Source organism: Paenibacillus sp. Soil787 (assembly GCF_001429545.1).
Classification (GTDB): domain Bacteria; phylum Bacillota; class Bacilli; order Paenibacillales; family NBRC-103111; genus Paenibacillus_E.
In genome coordinates this window covers 157,923-174,623 of record NZ_LMSP01000001.1, presented here as the reverse complement: position 1 = coordinate 174,623, position 16,701 = coordinate 157,923, and the positions used below count along the sequence as shown (strand labels likewise).

General features: G+C 41.3%; 22 protein-coding genes and 1 pseudogene. 7 read left to right on the top strand and 16 right to left on the bottom strand.

Translation table 11 applies throughout. The features are described 5' to 3' along the window. Nucleotides 1-10: 10 nt before the first annotated feature. The 7 genes from ASG93_RS00820 to ASG93_RS00795 all read right to left on the bottom strand — a co-directional run bounded on the left by ASG93_RS00820 (nt 11) and on the right by ASG93_RS00795 (nt 5,066). Nucleotides 11-457, bottom strand: a complete 447-nt coding sequence (locus ASG93_RS00820; RefSeq protein WP_056827874.1) for a hypothetical protein — start codon at nt 455-457, stop codon at nt 11-13. Nucleotides 458-612: 155 nt separating this feature from the next. Further along, nucleotides 613-753, bottom strand: coding sequence for a hypothetical protein (locus tag ASG93_RS34725; protein WP_156410748.1), 141 nt, complete (start codon nt 751-753; stop codon nt 613-615). A 20-nt stretch (nt 754-773) separates the two neighbouring features. After that, complete coding sequence (locus ASG93_RS00815; protein ID WP_056827873.1) at nt 774-1,304, bottom strand: DinB family protein; 531 nt, start codon at nt 1,302-1,304, stop codon at nt 774-776. Nucleotides 1,305-1,494: 190 nt separating this feature from the next. Next, nucleotides 1,495-1,791, bottom strand: coding sequence for a DUF6509 family protein (locus tag ASG93_RS00810; RefSeq protein ID WP_056827871.1), 297 nt, complete (start codon nt 1,789-1,791; stop codon nt 1,495-1,497). Between the two features lie 83 nt (nt 1,792-1,874). Further along, the gene (locus tag ASG93_RS00805) at nt 1,875-2,126 is read right to left on the bottom strand and encodes a transporter suffix domain-containing protein (protein ID WP_056827868.1); all 252 of its coding nucleotides are present in this window, start codon (nt 2,124-2,126) and stop codon (nt 1,875-1,877) included. Between the two features lie 629 nt (nt 2,127-2,755). Beyond that, complete coding sequence (locus tag ASG93_RS00800) at nt 2,756-3,877, bottom strand: alginate lyase family protein (protein WP_235550689.1); 1,122 nt, start codon at nt 3,875-3,877, stop codon at nt 2,756-2,758. Between the two features lie 79 nt (nt 3,878-3,956). Then, nucleotides 3,957-5,066 (bottom strand): glycoside hydrolase family 88 protein, encoded by a 1,110-nt coding sequence (locus ASG93_RS00795; protein WP_082614690.1) that lies wholly within the window; start codon nt 5,064-5,066, stop codon nt 3,957-3,959. Nucleotides 5,067-5,267: 201 nt separating this feature from the next. Here ASG93_RS00795 and ASG93_RS00790 point away from each other — a divergent pair, with 201 nt between their 5' ends. Further along, nucleotides 5,268-6,146, top strand: a complete 879-nt coding sequence (locus ASG93_RS00790) for an AraC family transcriptional regulator (RefSeq protein WP_056827862.1) — start codon at nt 5,268-5,270, stop codon at nt 6,144-6,146. A gap of 47 nt (nt 6,147-6,193) precedes the next feature. On the opposite strand, the gene ASG93_RS00785 is transcribed toward ASG93_RS00790, so the two are convergent. After that, on the bottom strand, nt 6,194-7,138 hold the full coding sequence (locus tag ASG93_RS00785; RefSeq protein ID WP_235550720.1) for a fused MFS/spermidine synthase: 945 nt from the start codon (nt 7,136-7,138) through the stop codon (nt 6,194-6,196). A gap of 215 nt (nt 7,139-7,353) precedes the next feature. Here ASG93_RS00785 and ASG93_RS00780 point away from each other — a divergent pair, with 215 nt between their 5' ends. Beyond that, nucleotides 7,354-8,610: a glycosyl hydrolase family 18 protein gene (locus ASG93_RS00780; protein WP_056827857.1), complete on the top strand. Its 1,257-nt coding sequence runs from the start codon at nt 7,354-7,356 to the stop codon at nt 8,608-8,610. 20 nt (nt 8,611-8,630) lie between these two features. Here the strand turns inward: ASG93_RS00780 and cdaS are convergent, their stop codons facing one another. Further along, nucleotides 8,631-9,254, bottom strand: a complete 624-nt coding sequence (cdaS, locus tag ASG93_RS00775) for a sporulation-specific diadenylate cyclase CdaS (protein WP_056827855.1) — start codon at nt 9,252-9,254, stop codon at nt 8,631-8,633. Nucleotides 9,255-9,497: 243 nt separating this feature from the next. On the opposite strand from cdaS, the gene ASG93_RS00770 reads away from it, so the two are divergent. Further along, nucleotides 9,498-9,782, top strand: coding sequence for a spore coat protein (locus ASG93_RS00770; RefSeq protein WP_235550688.1), 285 nt, complete (start codon nt 9,498-9,500; stop codon nt 9,780-9,782). 25 nt (nt 9,783-9,807) lie between these two features. Next, nucleotides 9,808-10,086: a spore coat protein gene (locus tag ASG93_RS00765; RefSeq protein WP_056827853.1), complete on the top strand. Its 279-nt coding sequence runs from the start codon at nt 9,808-9,810 to the stop codon at nt 10,084-10,086. A gap of 107 nt (nt 10,087-10,193) precedes the next feature. Here ASG93_RS00765 and ASG93_RS00760 read toward each other — a convergent pair whose 3' ends face one another. Together ASG93_RS00760 and ASG93_RS00755 are read right to left on the bottom strand one after the other, a co-directional pair. Beyond that, the gene (locus ASG93_RS00760; protein WP_056827851.1) at nt 10,194-10,379 is read right to left on the bottom strand and encodes a hypothetical protein; all 186 of its coding nucleotides are present in this window, start codon (nt 10,377-10,379) and stop codon (nt 10,194-10,196) included. A 204-nt stretch (nt 10,380-10,583) separates the two neighbouring features. Then, nucleotides 10,584-10,799, bottom strand: a complete 216-nt coding sequence (locus ASG93_RS00755) for a helix-turn-helix domain-containing protein (protein WP_216625547.1) — start codon at nt 10,797-10,799, stop codon at nt 10,584-10,586. Between the two features lie 207 nt (nt 10,800-11,006). Between ASG93_RS00755 and ASG93_RS00750 the strand changes: the two genes are divergently transcribed. Continuing rightward, on the top strand, nt 11,007-11,402 hold the full coding sequence (locus ASG93_RS00750; protein ID WP_056827849.1) for a helix-turn-helix domain-containing protein: 396 nt from the start codon (nt 11,007-11,009) through the stop codon (nt 11,400-11,402). A 6-nt stretch (nt 11,403-11,408) separates the two neighbouring features. On the opposite strand, the gene ASG93_RS00745 is transcribed toward ASG93_RS00750, so the two are convergent. The 4 genes from ASG93_RS00745 to ASG93_RS00730 form a co-directional block, all read right to left on the bottom strand. Then, nucleotides 11,409-12,131 carry a metallophosphoesterase family protein gene (locus ASG93_RS00745; protein ID WP_056827847.1) on the bottom strand — a complete coding sequence of 241 codons (723 nt, stop codon included), beginning with the start codon at nt 12,129-12,131 and terminating at the stop codon, nt 11,409-11,411. Nucleotides 12,132-12,231: 100 nt separating this feature from the next. Then, nucleotides 12,232-12,921: a metal-dependent hydrolase gene (locus ASG93_RS00740; RefSeq protein WP_056827845.1), complete on the bottom strand. Its 690-nt coding sequence runs from the start codon at nt 12,919-12,921 to the stop codon at nt 12,232-12,234. Between the two features lie 92 nt (nt 12,922-13,013). Next, complete coding sequence (locus ASG93_RS00735; protein WP_056827843.1) at nt 13,014-13,919, bottom strand: RNA ligase family protein; 906 nt, start codon at nt 13,917-13,919, stop codon at nt 13,014-13,016. Between the two features lie 75 nt (nt 13,920-13,994). Continuing rightward, nucleotides 13,995-15,092, bottom strand: a complete 1,098-nt coding sequence (locus tag ASG93_RS00730; protein WP_056827841.1) for a threonine aldolase family protein — start codon at nt 15,090-15,092, stop codon at nt 13,995-13,997. 91 nt (nt 15,093-15,183) lie between these two features. Between ASG93_RS00730 and ASG93_RS00725 the strand changes: the two genes are divergently transcribed. Both ASG93_RS00725 and ASG93_RS00720 read left to right on the top strand, forming a co-directional pair. Beyond that, entirely contained in the window at nt 15,184-15,477 is a 294-nt protein-coding gene (locus ASG93_RS00725) for a Rieske (2Fe-2S) protein (RefSeq protein ID WP_056827839.1), read from the top strand. A 30-nt stretch (nt 15,478-15,507) separates the two neighbouring features. Further along, nucleotides 15,508-16,119 carry an amino acid permease gene (locus ASG93_RS00720; RefSeq protein WP_056827837.1) on the top strand — a complete coding sequence of 204 codons (612 nt, stop codon included), beginning with the start codon at nt 15,508-15,510 and terminating at the stop codon, nt 16,117-16,119. Nucleotides 16,120-16,121: 2 nt separating this feature from the next. On the opposite strand, the pseudogene ASG93_RS33555 reads toward ASG93_RS00720, so the two are convergent. After that, nucleotides 16,122-16,623 (bottom strand): annotated as a pseudogene (locus tag ASG93_RS33555) (LysE family transporter). Between the last annotated feature and the right edge of the window lie 78 nt (nt 16,624-16,701).

Genomic DNA, 16,701 nt, shown 5'->3' with positions numbered 1-16,701 from the left:
TTATAAATTATTACTTCTTATTTACTTGTTTGTTTAATACTAAATTCTTTAATCCATTCTTTTCAAATTCTTCTTGATAAGTCTCTTCAATTTGATACTTTCTCTCGATGTGTTCTTCTTTCAGTTTCTTTATTAATCCTATTTCTTTTCTTATGTCTCTCTCGGCTAATTGTTGTGATAATTGTTCCCAGAAAGTATATTCGTCGTACTCTTCAATTACGGGCATTAAATTTTCTTCAAATTTCATTGTTGTAAAGTACTCTCCTGCTTCTTCCATCACTAACTGTCCTAATTGAAACTCCTTGGCATACGATAAAATATGTTGTTCAAGTTCTTTATAGTCAGTTTTAATTTCGTCCCCCTTAGCTCCTGTGCGATGTGAGTTCATCAACCAATCGCCTAAAAAAAGCATTTCAATTAATTTACGATATTGTTCTTTTGTTATTTCGATTTTCATCTTTGTCATTGCTCCCTTATAATTTTTAGTTACTCAATGTCTTTAGTCGATTTCCGTTAACGTTATTCTAGTGTTCTTGAACCCTCACCGACTTAAGGCCGATAGGCCGGCCGCGATGAAGTTATTACTTTTTTCTTTCATTCCGCAAAGAAAATTCATGCATCATGATGGTAATCTACACTCATATAATTATTTAGATTAAAGTTATAGAATCCATATTCATCATCTTCATTAAATTCCTGAAGTAAGGGATCGAAAAGTTCTTTAATATAGGCTTTGAATTCTTGAGTATTCAAAGATATCTCTCCTCGCTTCATTAATTTGACAGAAAATAATCAATATACATCCTTCTAAGTTGATTGATTTGAGCTTGATGATAGCGGCTATGGTCTGCCATATGCCATAGGCCCCAACGGATGGTAGCTTGCTTTTCATTTTCATGTCCAAAAGTGACAACTTTATCTAGATCAACATCAGTTAATTGTTCACATGAATCTTTCAACATTTTTATTACACTTTCATATTTTGACATCAGTGTGTTCAAAGGCATCCCTTTTACCATCGGAAGCCTATAATTTTCATCTATCATGGGACCATATTCCGCTTTTAATGACTCAGGAATTGGTTGTCCTTTTATTCTATAAACCCAATTCAGATCAACGTACATGATATGTTTTATTAACTGAGCGGTACTATTAAAATTGTTATTAGGTCCCTTGTAATCTACTTCTTCTTGCGACATGCCATCAGATATTAATCGTAGTCTTTGACTATTCTCTTTTACAGCGGAATATAGCATTCCCACAATAGTTGACATATTTGCTTCACCCTTTAAATCATAAAGCATCCTAGCTCTTCCTCCTCATACGCTATCAGGAATTTTGCGGATTTTAAAACAATATCCGCTTGGGAACGTGGAGCGCCTCATAATTCAATTCAATAAACCCCAGAATATCCCTGCATTCTTTCGCACTTTTTGCTCCATTAATTTAAAAAACCATCCAGGATGCAAGCATCTCGAATGGCGGTTCACTTACTTATTCATTTCCTTCATGAAAATGCTCTTTACAAAACGCTTCTACTGCGGCAACTTCATCATCCTCTAAATCAAAATCCAAATAGAGCTGCGTCGTTTTCTCGAAAAGCTCATATTTCATAATTCCAGACTTTACCTCTTCAACGTTATAGATAGCTCTGATATATAATCCGCTTTCCGAGTATAGTTCGTCATCTTCCTCAACTTCAATATCAATGAGAAATTCATAGCGCTGCCCCGTTAAAATCCCAAATGGATCTTTCACCAATTCCACGGTATAGCTTGTCATTGTAAACATTGGACCACCCCTTCTTCATCTGCAGGTTATAGTATACCTGAAAATAAGAAAAAAACTAAATTTTCGTGGTTATATCTATTCTTTTAATCTCCATCATTACTTGACTTATTCTGTTTTCGCGACCAGTTTTTAGGATTTAGATACCGTCTATATTTTCGTGCTACTTCTTTACCAAGAATGATGCCGCCTGTCCAGAACGCAATCTCGCTAACGATAAGAAGACCCGCGATCCAACCAGCCATCTCACTTCCGGTATGAATGAAGAATGGAATCGTAAATGCCGACAAAAGTGCAATCGCAGAGACGATCAGTAGTGCAATACCCAATTTTTTCAAATCAAACAACCCCCTACTTTCAACTCCTGCCCTTCAACTCTACTTGGATTTTCCAACATTATCAAGTTCTAGAAGGAAACCTGATTACTCCGCCTTTTATAGTCGTTCATCAAGCATATAAGCTGCTAATTTGATGATCGGAGGGAACGAGGAGCCTCTATTTCGATGATTATGCCGATACAGGCCGGTAAGCGGAACGTGGGGCCGTTATTTTGACGTTTACTGGTTTTTATGCCTCGAAAGTAAGAAATAGAGGATCCTTGTTCCGCGAAACCGTGAATTACGCATTTTCGAGCAAAATAAGGCATCTATGTTCCGCAACAATTCTAGTAGAATGCCTGCTTTTTTTCCTTTTCCCATTAAAATATCCTCCTCTTAACTTGGCATCATTTTCGAATCGAACAATCCTTTTAACCCTTTAAACTCCTTTCATTGTCGTCGAGTGCGCACTTTCCCTCAATTTTAAATAAATCATGAAGATAATAAATCTTCATAATCGTAAATTCATCTTTAAAATCGAAACTACAAACCCTCATTACCTAATCTGGATATTCAAATATAGGTGTAAACGTAAAAAAGGGAGTGTCCAGAGTTAGCAGACATCCCTTTACGACCTTGCCTCCATATTCTTACAACCAAAGCAGCGGTTGTCGGATGGCCATATTTCTGCGCACCTCCAAACTCACAGGGCTTTTATCCAGCTCGTGCCACAGCTTCAGCAAATCATCAGATTCGTAAACAAGCCCCGCGAATAATAAAAACGATATCCCAACAGGCCAGTCCTCAAAGCACTCCACATCATCCTTGTAAGGCCATTCAGCTTTATTCATCAAATATGGCGTCAAAAAATCGATTCCCTTTCGGATTCCCCTTCCGTCGGGGAGTTGATAATCCCATAGGTTATCACTCGGAGTCGATAGGATGTGGCAGAGAGTGACCAGATTATCCAGTGCAAAGATGGAATAGGCATAAGGCTTAGTTCGCGTAAGTTCCCTCGGTAAGCTGCCGTTCTGATCCATTTGCTCAGCCAGCAGACGGGTCTTGAATTGTTCTCGGCAAAAGCCAAGCATCTCTTGATTTCCGGTCATCCGTCCAAATGCAGCTGCTTGCACGAACCAGCAGATCCCATGATTATTGGATGCGTCCCTTTCCTCAATGCCTTGAGGATGCGTGCTCATCCAATTCAAGTAACTGGAGAACCAATCTATAAGGCCCAGCCTTATAGATTCCTCCACACGCAATGCCCTTTGTAAAGCTTCAAAAGCAACCGTAACGTCGATCAAGTGAAGCGTATCAATAATCCCGATTCCTCTTCCCTCACATATGCCAGGAATCGCTTGGGCATACAGCAGATGCGGATTCATTCGGGTCTGTTCATCCAAGAAAAACCCCTTCAAAAGCTGTATCGCTTTTGCCGCATACCGCTCGTCCTCTGTGATCCGATAAGCCGAAGCCAACCTTACTACATGCGATCTCATTAGCCGCAGGGTGCTCCGGTGATGATCGAAATTACCTGGATTACTTTCGCCATCTCGGCGAATATACGGCAGTCCGTCCTCCGTATCCGGATTCGGCCACCAGTAGTCGCCATTCGAATAATAATCATGCAAGCCCCCAGGACTTCCAGGAGCAATATGATCTGTTATATGTAACATCGGGGCGTGAAGCGACTCCTCCGCATCATGGAGAATTTTGTTCTTATCAAAATAATCGTTCCATTGTTCCTTGTTTAACTTTAAGATTCCCATCATCAGGCTCCTCCCTGCAGAAAGAAATTGGCCTATGACTCACTAATTCATAATGAAATTAGCTAATCACAGGCCAATGCTGCTAGAAAATACGATTTTTCCAGCCTAACAGCTTCGCGATGGCTTCAACATAATAATAATCTCCATAGATCAAGGAAACATCGATGTTCTGTCCAGCGGGGAAGTTGCCCGTTCCGCCAAGCAGGATTGCCTCGTGCTCCGGTTGATCCCATGTCGCATAGTTCTGGGTCAAGGATAGCAGGATCCGTTCCGCTGCCCGTCGATAGAGGGCGCCCTCAACCGCTGGGAGTGCATCAGCCAGCTCAAGCAAACCAGATGCAGCGCATGTTGCCGCAGACGTGTCGCGCGGGAGACATTCCAAGGATTCGTCTGCTCGGAAATCCCAATGCGCTACATAATCCTCAGGCAAGCATGCAAGGAAATAGTGTGCAACGCGTCTAGCTGCATGGAGATATTTGGTATCCCCTGTGTAACGGTAAGTGTTGGCCATGCCATGCAGCGCCCAGGCTTGCCCGCGGCTCCAGGAAGATTGAGGTCCTGCCCCCTGCCCGCCAAGAGATTCGATGAGTTCACCCGACCTAGGGTCAAAGCTAAGAATGTGATTCACAGATCCGTCTTCTCGGATAAAGTGTTCCACCACCGTATCTGCATGTGCCTTCCCTATATGCTCGAACCTTGGATCAGCAGACTCTTGTGCAGCCCAAAACAAGATAGACAAGTTCATAGACGAATCTACGATAGACCAACCGATTTTTTCTTGATTCCATGCTCTCAGGAATTGACCAGCCAGATTGAAGCGTCCGGTTAAGAAGTTTGCCGCAAACAGCCCCCGGCGCTTACCGTCCTGATCGCCTGTCAGCTTGTATTTGATAACCGCCGTCGGCAGGAATTGAAAGCCGACATCATGATGATAGTTGTTAGCCTCGACCATCTTCTTTTCAAACTTCTCGTCCCAGCTCCAAGCCGCTTTTTTGTAATGCTCCTTGCCGGTCATTTCGTGCATAATCCACAGGATGCCTGGCCAAAAGCCGGAGGTCCACCAGTCGTGCCGCATGTCATCATAGACACCGTTTTCCTTAGCGACATGCGGAGATTTATCTCCAAGCTGCTCGATCATTCGATCTACTTTAACCTGCAGCGCCTCCCATACGAGGGGCAGTGCTTCCTTCATGCTTGCCGCGTTCTTCCACTTGTCAGCTTGAATCGTTGTCTTGTTCTCCATTCGATTCGCTCCTTTGATTGTCTATGACTCCCACCGAAATTCTTGCCCTCATTATAGCAAAAATCAATCGAACAGAGTGTAGTGCTCTTATGTTAAAATGTTGTTGTATTATGATTTAACAGAATAGAGAAGATGGGAGTCATTCTGAGTATGAAGGTAATGAATTACTTGAACCTGAATCAACACCCGGCACATCTTCAATTTTATCGAAATCGGACAAATGAATTCGCGGAAATCTATCACGCACATCAAGGCATGGAAATCCTTATCGTCCACGAAGGCACTGGTACAGTCATTGTGGAACAACAAATTTTCGATCTGGCTCCGGGTATGCTCTTTTACTTCAGACCCTTTCAGCTTCATCGGATACGCATGAACGAAGGAGCTCATCAAGCATACATTCGATCATTTTTCGTATTCGAACCAGATGTGCTTGATGGCTGTATGGCGGCATTCCCTTCTACACGTGAATTTTTCCAGAAGCTTTGGAAAGACCCCCTAACTATTCAAATGATAAGCGGATTAGACACGGAGGCTCTGCATAACTTACTCCAATCGCACCAACATACAATTGAGCATGCCAAACCAGAACAATTGCTCGAAGAGCAATTATTCTTCTTGACCAACTTGATGCATCATTTGAAAGCTTCCTACCCATTAGCCGGTTACAACTTATCTACGGAACGCAATTCCAAAGTAAAGTCCTCCTCTATTGCTGAGAAGGTCATGGAGTGGATCGAAATCCATTACATGGAGCCATTTGAGCTTAATCAACTCGCACAGGCCATCCATTTATCGCCAAATCACATATCCGCGGTTTTTAAGCAAATCGTAGGCAGCAGCATTACCGAATATTTGACTGCTAGACGCATTCGTCAAGCCTGTTTATTGCTTAAAACAAGCGATATCTCTATCCAGGGAATCGGATTGGCCGTGGGTCTGGGGAACTTCTCTTATTTTTGCCAAATGTTCAAGAAACACGTGGGATTGACCCCCTATCAGTTTAAAAGGACGTCAGGCCAACCCTAATATGAAAAGACACAAAGAGGACTATCCCATAGCCCTCTAACTTTTCCTTAACCCCCTACAGATTCTTTCTGATCAAGATGATAATATTTAAATAACCTCAGGTTTTTCAAGCTATTTGGTAAGGCTTCATTTTTTGATTCAAGAACTTCTGATGGCAATTTGAACAATGTTGCGATGTTTTTGGGGAGTGTTTGGTTGGGGACAGGCACCTTCTTTCTGCCAGGGACAAAGTTTTTAAACGAAGCGATCTGGAAGCCCCAATCTCCGAAAGAAGGGACATAAACAAAGTAGCTTTTCGTCTTCATGCCTATGCTTCTCAATGTATGATGAATGCTCCAATAGACACGCGGCATATCTTCGGTCGAATTGGATTGGATGACAATAATACCGCCTGGAGCAAGCGATTTTACTACACGTTGAAAAAACTCTTTTGTGTACAGCTTACTTATCACTTTGTCTGATGGATCGGGAAAATCAACGATAATCACCTGATAGGATTTAGTGGCAGGGAAAAATAAATTGGCATCCTTTTGATGGACATTCACGCGCTTATCAAATAATGATCGGTGATTTAATGTAGATATGGGCTTTCTTTTGGCTATTTTAATGATTTTGGGATCCAACTCAACCAAATCAACCGTTTTTACATCCTTGTATTTGAGCACTTCTCTTACTGCGAATCCATCGCCTCCGCCTAATATCAAAACATTACGTCGTCCAGGTGACATCGTCATTGCCGGGTGAACAAGTGCCTCATGATAAAAGCGTTCATCCAATGAACTGAATTGCAGCTGCTTATCCAAATACAACCGTACATCTTTCGCTTCGAGCAAGACAATATTTTGAAAACGGCTTTTACCTTTATATATGATTTTAGGTTTCCTTTGCATTAAATGTTTTAGTGTGTATTGATCCCATATATCCCCCCGCATTTGATTAGACTTTGGTTTTCTAGCTATCACCTTTTTAATCTTACTTGGAGTCTTTGTCATTTTTTGCAATGATTTCACCTCACATCATCATTTCAGTTTCATTGAATTTTCCAAACAAATTAAAATTATGATATGCCATATTTTTCGGGAAGTGTGGGCTGCGGTTCTCCTCGAATTGCCCTCCGTTAGCAAAGTGCAGCTGTTCTGAAACAGGCCTGCCTATGAATATGATTGGAAGGAAGTATCTTTGCTCTGCTGGGGGGAATGACTTTCATATGTTTATTTATACCGTAAAAAGTGGTGATTCTCTTTTTTCTATTGCTTCAAAATTTCAATTTCCCCTCGATAAAATTCGCGATGTTAACGGCGTGTTTGATCCGTCACTGGTTCCTGGTCAAGCTTTGATCATTCCAGCAACTTTCTATATCGTTCAGCCCGGAAATTCGTTATATACGATATCCCAGATGAGTTTGGTACAAATGGATACCTTGCGTAAGGCTAACGGGCTTCAAAGCGATGTATTATCCGTAGGCATGAAGCTGAATCTGCCGGTGAGACCCAAATATCCGGAAGAAGGCTTAAGTTATTTCATTCCTGCTACGCCTGAACAAATTGAAATGACGACCCGTGCCTTTTCTCCTTACAATGCCTACTTTGGCATTTTTGAATATCACATTACCGAGGAAGGGAACTTGAGCACTCTAAACAACGATGAATTAGCCGTAAGAGCTTCGCGGAAACATAGAGTTGCTCCACTGGCGACAATTACAAATTTAACTCCGGAAGGGTTCAGTCCCAATGTGACAAGACAAGTACTTAACTCTCCTGAATTAAGGAACCGTTTAATTAACAATATTTATAATTTAGTGAAAACAAAAAATTATGCTGGCGTTAATATTGATTTTGAGCAGATTCGTGCAGGGGAAAGGGACTTGTATACCGGTTTTTTACGCTTATTGAACGATCGTTTGAATCCGGAGGGATTCTTGACATCGGTCGCCCTTCATGTAAAAAAAAGCGATAGTGATTATCCTGGTTATGATTACGGAGGGATCGGTGCTGTCGTAGATTTCGTTTTCATAATGGCCTATGATTGGCATGAAACGCATTCTGGTCCTGGACCTGTCGCCCCAATCGATGAGATACGCAAAACTCTCGATTATGCCGTGCAGCGCATACCTCGGAACAAAATTATTCTTGGGGTACCCAGATATGGATATGACTGGACGATGGACAATGGAACCGTACTCAGAGCGAAAGCTGTTTCCGTTACATCAGCTACCGAAACAGCTATGAAGTATGAAGTGCCGATTCAATATTCCATTCAGTACCAACAACCTTATTTTTCATATTGGGACGAGAACGGCAAGAGACACTTTGTATGGTTTGAAGATGCGCGAGCCCGTGCAGCCAAATTTCAAACCGTTGTCGATTATAGGCTTAGAGGAGTTGGAGCGTGGCAGCTCGGATTGAATTTCCCTCAATCTGTTTTCTTGGTAGAGCATTTTTTTTATCAAAAAAGAGTGCTTTGAATCTAACGCTCTATGATCGGCTAAATCATTGGGTCCAAAGAATGAATGGGGTGCAGGATTCCCTTGTAGGCAAAGGAAGCATTGCCGGTTTCCTCTGAAACGACGAGCACAAGAGCATCAGTTCGTTCTGTCAAACCTATCGCGGCACGGTGTCGTGTCCCCATTTTCTTTTCAACCATAATATTAGATACTGGCAAAACGTTCGCAGCCGAAACGATTCGATCGGATTGAATCAATAAGGCTCCATCATGCAGCGGGTTGCCTGGGTAAAAGATAGTTTCCAATAACGAGTAAGTCAACGTTGCTTCCAATCTGATGCCAGAGTGCATAAACATATCCAGCAGATCATTCCTCTGGATCACAATCAAAGCACCATGCCTTCGTTCTGACAAATGCTGAATGCAAATGGACAAGTCTAAATAATGGCTTGTGAATGAGGATAAATAACATTGCAAATAGAAGGAAGCAGCTGTGGATTCGACTTGTTTGAAGGCTTCGCGAATTTCGTTAAATCGACTTAAGAGACAGTTATTTTCATCACTATCTAAGGTATCCAAGCTACACTCTATTTCAGCGGAAATGTGGCGCAATTGTTGCTTCAACTGTTCTTTCATCGGAGATATATCACAATTTTCTTGCTGCATCGCCACACCTCAGAACTTGATTTTATATTCACGAATAAGTTTGATCAACCACCGGTATACCTATGAATTAATATGTGCATTCAACCTTATTTGTATGACATAACATTCTGAAGGAACCTTTAAACGCCTTCGTTACATTTTGGAGGCGACCGCCCTAGTCGAACTGTCTACCTGACACTTTCCCATACCGGATTACGGTACCAGGTTAAAACTCCGATACGATTAGGGTGGCAGACTAACCCAATGTACTTACTTCAATTGAATAACAAGATGAGATTGGGTCACAATAACCAAGGGATTGGGGGTGAAGTAAAAATGTCTCAACAAAGTTTAGCTATTCACGAAGCGTTGGAATTACATGAATTGCTTTCTGCTAAAACTGTATGTCTAACAGAAGCAAAAGCAAGAGAAAAATTAGTTCAAGATCCTCAGTTAAAAGCATTGATTCAACAAGATATTCAAAATTCCACACAAGCGGTAAAAGGTATTCAGGGAGTACTTTCACAAGTGGCTAACATGACACTCTAAATTTTTAAAAGAAAGGAGAATTTTAATGACAACTGCTACAATACAACAAACTTTAACCGATCAAACGATAGCCAGTGATATGCTTATAACAGCAAAAGCAAGTATTAAAGATATTGCAACTGCTTTGTCTGAAGCAGCCACTCCACAAGTTAGAACTTTATTAAAACAACAATTTGACATGGCTGTTTCTAGTCATGAACAACTCTCAAATTTCATGATGTCTAAAGGTTGGTACAATCCATTTAATATTAAACAACAGATTCAAACTGATATTCAAAATGCGAATACTGTCCTAAACCTATAAATTGCACCGGACAAAGTTAAAGCCTGAGGGAAAGATCCCCTGGCTTTTATTTTTGCTCATCTTTGGTTTTTTCTTATCTCCTTCTTCTTTATTTTCATCATTACCATTTATTTTTTAACTTCCTCATCCGTCTTTTTTGCTTCTTGTTTATCTTTCTGTTTCTCTGAATCATCAGATGAACTTTTAGTACCTTTTTCCTTCCCCTTAGTTTCTGGTTTACAGCCAGCAATTGAGATTGCAAGTGTTACAATACTAAGCATAACAATAATCCGCTTTAATTTAGATAATTCCATCCTCGACCTCCAATGGTTATATAAGCCATTCCTGTATTTTTAACTTTTAAAATTTAAATATACATTAACGTATGAAGTGAACGAGTTGGTCCGGATAAAAGTAATAAAAGTTTCCATCCCCTGAGTCTGATGTTTTCACATCTCCTATAATAAAAAACAAGCCATCGCACGCATCGTGGATGGCTGTTACTTACTCCATTTAAACTACATCTCAATCAGAAACAACTCTTCTAAATCCTTATCTAGCAAATCACTCAATTTCTTAGCTGTAGATGGACCCACTGATTTAATCGATCGTTCAAGCAGACTGATATAAGCATGACTTAAACCCGAGTGCTTCGCCAACTCTCGTTGGGAATAACCTTTAATGACTCTCGCTTTAATAAAAACATCGGTCTTCGCCAAGATCTTTATATTCATTATTCTGCCATAGACCCCCCGTTCTCATTTTGTTCCCCTTGTAACATTATACCATTAAATTTTACTTATGCAACCATTTTCGTTTACATAAGTAACCTAATGTGGAACAATTTTATTCATTGCTCCGATTGTAATTACTTTAGTAAACTGTTACGATTATATCGTTTACTAATGTTTACTTTTGTTAGTGGGGGTGAGTGAGAGTCTATGTATTTCTACGATAAATTAAAAGATATGCGCAAATTAAAAGGTTTCACCATCCGAGAGCTTGCCGACCGTTCAGGAGTCTCAGCCGCTTATATTTCCCAACTAGAGAACGGTAACCGCGGCATACCTTCACCGGAAGTTTTAATGAAGCTGTCAGAAGGGCTTAACACTTCCTATTCCGAACTAATGGATATCGCAGGATATCTGGAGTCCTCTCCGTCTGAACAGCAATTTCAAAGCAATCCCGTTAATTTGCGGCGTTTTCTCCGTGAGAATGAGCTCATGTTTGATGGTTTTGTACTTACGACTGAAGATAAAGAATGGGTCGAGCGTATGTTGACCGTTTTGTTTTGGAAAGACCGTCAAACGAATAAATATAAATCTGACGATCAATGATTCATCTTATTTTACAAGGCCGTTTCGAACAATTCTTGTCATCATTTCTGCGTTCGGGTAGTGGACTTCTTCATATTGCTTGACCACGTCTTCAATCCGAAATGGCACACGTTCAATCGATGTTCGGATTTGTCCATTTTCAATTTCTACAATGGCATAAGCAGCTTTAGGCATACCATCAAAAGGCAGGCCTACGCTTCCGATATTCATCAGTATTTTACCTTCCATATAACGGATGAATGGCCTGTGGATATGAGCATAAATGAAGATATCCACATCCGACGCGGACATAAGCTTAGACTTCAGCACCTCATCGTCAGCGCCAGGAAGAACAACTTCGAACAGGCTATCTGGCGTCGCATGGAACGCATGAATAGAGATACCTTCTATCTCAAGATTCATTTCAGTGGGCAGACTTGCCAAATATTCGATATCCTGCTCATCCAATTGCGCAACCGTCCACTCCCGTTCCACCCTCATCATTTCGATGACCTGCTCCGGGACTTCTCCCTGATGTACGCCCCGCACAACCCATTCATCTGCGTTTCCTTTAATGACCTGCGTATGTAAAGATCTGACCAATGCAAGAGATCGTTTGGGATCCGGTCCACGGTAGCAAAGATCACCCAGAACATATACGCGGTCAATCTGATTCTTCCTTATATCCTCCAGAACGGCTTCCAGAGCGATTGCATTCCCATGTATATCCGAAATAAAGGCCAGTTTCACTCGGTTTTCCCCCTGTTTATCGATCACTTCACGATTGGATAGTCGATCACAATGACGTTCTCAAGAATTCCCTCTAATGATTGCACGAAAAGAATTCATTTTAGAATGATAGACTTTGACCAGGTTCTACGACAACACCCTTTATTCCCTCAGCTGCCAAACTCTCAACAAAAGCCGTCGGATCCTGCTTAATGAGAGGAAATGTGTTGTAGTGCATCGGAACGACCATTTTTGCTTGTAAAAATTGAGCAGCGATAACAGCGTCGCGGGGGCCCATCGTATAGTTGTCACCAATGGGAAGGAAGGCAAGATCGATTGCATTTAATTTGCCCAGCAATTGCATATCTCCAAAAAGGCCCGTGTCGCCTGAATGGTATATCGTTTTCCCCTCTACTGTTATGAGGAAACCGCTAGCCATTCCTGTATAAATATTTTCCGTAGTCCCAGGAGGGTTATAGGAAGAATCGTGCAGCGCCAATGTCATTTTCACTTTACCAAAAGGAAACTGATATTCGCCGCCGATCCCCATTCCGTGGGTTTTTGCCCCTTGGAAAGACAAGTACCTCCCCAAATCATTGGGTGCAATAATAGTGGCTTCGTTGCGCTTTGCAATCTCTAGTGAATCACCTAAATGATCCGCATGACCATGTGTGACGAAGATGTAATCGGCCTTAATATCTTCCGGTTTTGCAGCGGCTAGAGGGTTATGGTTCAAGAAGGGATCAATAATGAGCGTATGCTCCTTTAATCGAATCTCAACACAGCTTTGTCCATGAAAAATAATGTTCATACAATCGCTCCTTTGTAATTAGCTGATTTCAATTCATTGTTCTTGGTTGGGCCTGAGCCTATTTTAGCATACTTTATTTACCACTTGCTTCTTTACGATTCCCATTTACATTCCTCAGGCTTCTTATCCGGCAAAAAACCACGAAACACCATAGTCCTTAACTGATGCGTGTCGGTTCGCTCCAAATAGTCAATTCGGCAGCACAAGCGCGGTTCAATCCACTGCGTTCTCTCTTCCATGTATGTGTTCAATTGCTTAGCTATCATTAAGAACATTTGCTTATCTTCGGATTGAAAGCCAAACTCAACCACACCAACCGGCTTATTCTTCACCGTTCTGAAATTCAAGCCGATTACAAGACCAAAGGGATTCGTTCTATACCCCAATATAACCACATCAATCGATTTAAAATATTTCACTTTCAGCCAGTCGTCACTCTTGGTATCCAGTTGGTATTTGGAATCTTTCCGCTTCGCTACAATGCCTTCCATATTCCGTTCTTTCATTAACTCAAATAGCGCCTTACCTTGTCCATCTATGAACATAGTAGGCATGATAACAGATGTAGAATCGACGATGTCGCCTAGCCGCTGTTTTCGCTGCATCAACGATTCATCCAAGTGATCTCTATTTGTGTAAAGGACATCAAATACAACAAAAGTGACTGGATGTGTGTTTACAGCGCGATTAATCCTAGCAGCAATACCCAACCGACCACGATAAGAAAAATCATCAAATACCGGTCTGCCATCACGTAAAACAATGCCCTCACAGTCGAAAATCCCCGTATGAGCCTTGATTGCCGCTGCTGCTTCCTTTAATTCCGGAAATTTGCTGGAAATCAACATACCGTTACGTGTAAAAGCTTCAATGCGACTGCCCTGCTTATGTATGAGGATTCGCCATCCGTCCCATTTCGGTTCAAAAATATAATTCTCATTATCAAAAGCTTCTTTACCTATACTGACAATCATTGGCTTTATTGGCTCAAAGAGCATGTCTAACCACCCCATTATACCAGTGTGGCACTTTCGTATCCGATCTAAACAGCTCTCAAGGGATCGGGTTATCTATCAGCCGCTTACTTCTCTCATTTTCACATCCAATAACTGGAATGCCTTCTTAAGTTCATCTTTGGGTATATTCGCAAAGCGATCACCGATATTCACTTCATAATAAGAAGTCGTCTCGCTGCTCTCTCTTACAGATGGGGTTAAACCTATTCCCGTCTCCTCATACAAGGCTGCTAATATAGGTTCAAACTTCTCTTTCGGCAGATCAACATGTACATGAAACATGTTAGTCACAGGGTCTAACGGTTTTGTCACAACGCCATGGCATTGATTATAGTAGCCAGCAAGCACTTTGGCTTCTTCATAATACTGATTCATTTTAGGCAATCTCTGTTTGAAATAATGGCTGCTACTTAGGATATATGGATAAAGGCTAATTAAATCGCCTCCATGTCGTCTTTTCCATACTTTGGACTCTTTTGTAAAAGCTTCATCCCCTGCTAGGATAGCTCCTGCGACTCCGCCAATTCCTTTGTAGAAAGAGATATATACGCTGTCAAAAAGCTCACAAATTTCTGCTGCTGTCTTTTGATAATAAGGTAGAATCTCGTACAGTCTGGCTCCGTCCAGATGCAGTCTAATCCCTTTTTCGCGGCAATACGAACATATGGCAACAAGCTCCTCGTAGTCTGGCAACTGCCCGCCAATTTCACGTTGTGGTAATTCTATTAATAAACAAGCTATATCGTCTTGCATGTGGAGAACATCTTCCAGCCGGATTAGTCTGTCCTTATCCCCAAGCAAAATAGTTTCAATATGATGCAATTCTTTTAACCCGTCTTCTTCATGAATTTCCAGATGACTCAAAGGATGATAAGCCACTTTCTTAATGCCCTTCCTATCACACCAGATTCTTAAGGCAATTTGCTGTGCCATAGTTCCACTAGGGAAAAATACGGCTGCTTCTTTACCTAAAAACGTCGCCATTTCATCTTGAAAATTTTCAATCAATTTACCTGAACCATAAGTATCGCTATCCAGATTCCCGTCTATATCATTTAATACCTCTTTCAAAACCTGAATGTTTCTTTTACTATGACCACCTACTGGATAAATAGTTTGATTAAACGCTTCTAGTAATGAATTGTTCTTGCTCATTTGTATAAACCTCCATTGTCATTTTTTCACTTGGTAGAACATCGACCGTGACTTATAATTTAAACTAACCTAATTGAAAAGGAGACTAACAATGAAAGAAATCATCATTGGAACAAAGGATCAATTTAGATCATTTCCACATGAGGTCCAAGTCGAGGATAACTTGTACTTCCTCACGGAGATGGATGGCCTATACACCCTAATGTCTAGTGTTTGCCCTCATGCTGGTTACACGGTTGACTTTGAAGATGGAGAACTTGTGTGTCCGCTGCATGGATGGACGTTTGAAGTACATACCGGGCGTTGCCATAACGTGCCGAGCGCTAGGCTCCAATCCTTTGAAGTCATTCTGAGAGACGGCAATCTATTAGCTCAGATGGGTTAATCTCTAAGTATATTTTACCAATGGTCAAGCTTGATTCTGGAAAGCCCGTTTCAGGTTGCTTTGGGAAGTTACAATCTCCCTTTTGTCCCGCATGCGTTTAACGCTATTCTCATTATTGCTGGATTTTCGACCATGGTTGCTTCTTTATTTGCGGTGACAACTATCCTAATTACGTTAGCACAAGATCACGATGCTCCCTCGATTTTCGCCACAAAAACATCAGGGAACAGGCAAATGCCTTTATTCGCCATCGGTTTTACGACTGGAGGTATAACTGTAACTGTGCTGATGGCTCTTTTGCTGCCAGAGAATATCTTTGAATATGTGACAACAGCCGCTGGGATCATGCTGCTCTTGAACTGGCTTTTCATCCTGCTATCATCAGGCCGTTTATTACAACTATCCACATGGGGAAAGATCAAACGATATCTGGGCATGGTTCTAATCCTTACAGCTATCACGGGTACAGCTTTTCATGAAACGAGCCGACCAGGATTCTGGATTAGCCTCCTATTTGTCGGGATTATAGGCTTGGTTACATGGGGCATGACTTTCAAATGGAAAAAGAACGTCCAAGGAGCAACTTATAAAGCCATAAAGCTGCCAAATCCTAAACATGATAATCGTGAAGGAGCGACCTAGCATTATCCAAAGAGGGTATCGAAGGCTTTTATCCCAAAATGCAACCCAAAGACGATCAGGGATAGTCCTGATGCAATGGATATAACCGAGAGTGCGCGTGTAGTGAGAAATCTTCGAAACATACTAGCTAACGATGCCATAATTACATCCCACACACAAATACCAGTGAACATAACCCCCGTATACAATAATACATGATTTCTATCGAATACCGCGATCGTTTCTGCTAAAACGCACCAAACAAACTTTCGATACCCGAGTAGAGCAAAATAAAACAACCAAATAACCAAAGGAATGTCTTCATAAAAGGTGTTGTCAAAAATGAACAAGTCCGAAATAAATGAGTATCATTAACAGAGCATCAGCAATCATCGCCCCAATTCCTACTACCCAAGCATGAAGAAAACCTTGCTTAATCCCTTTGTCGAGCATGGCTGCATTTATGGGACCAATAGGTGCTGACAACGATAATCCCAAGAGAAAAAAACTAAGAATCGTATACACTTATCTCACCCATTCATTAATTTGTATGTACATGCTTCAAGGCTTGTATCATCCTATTCCTAGAAAAAGGCTTGTATT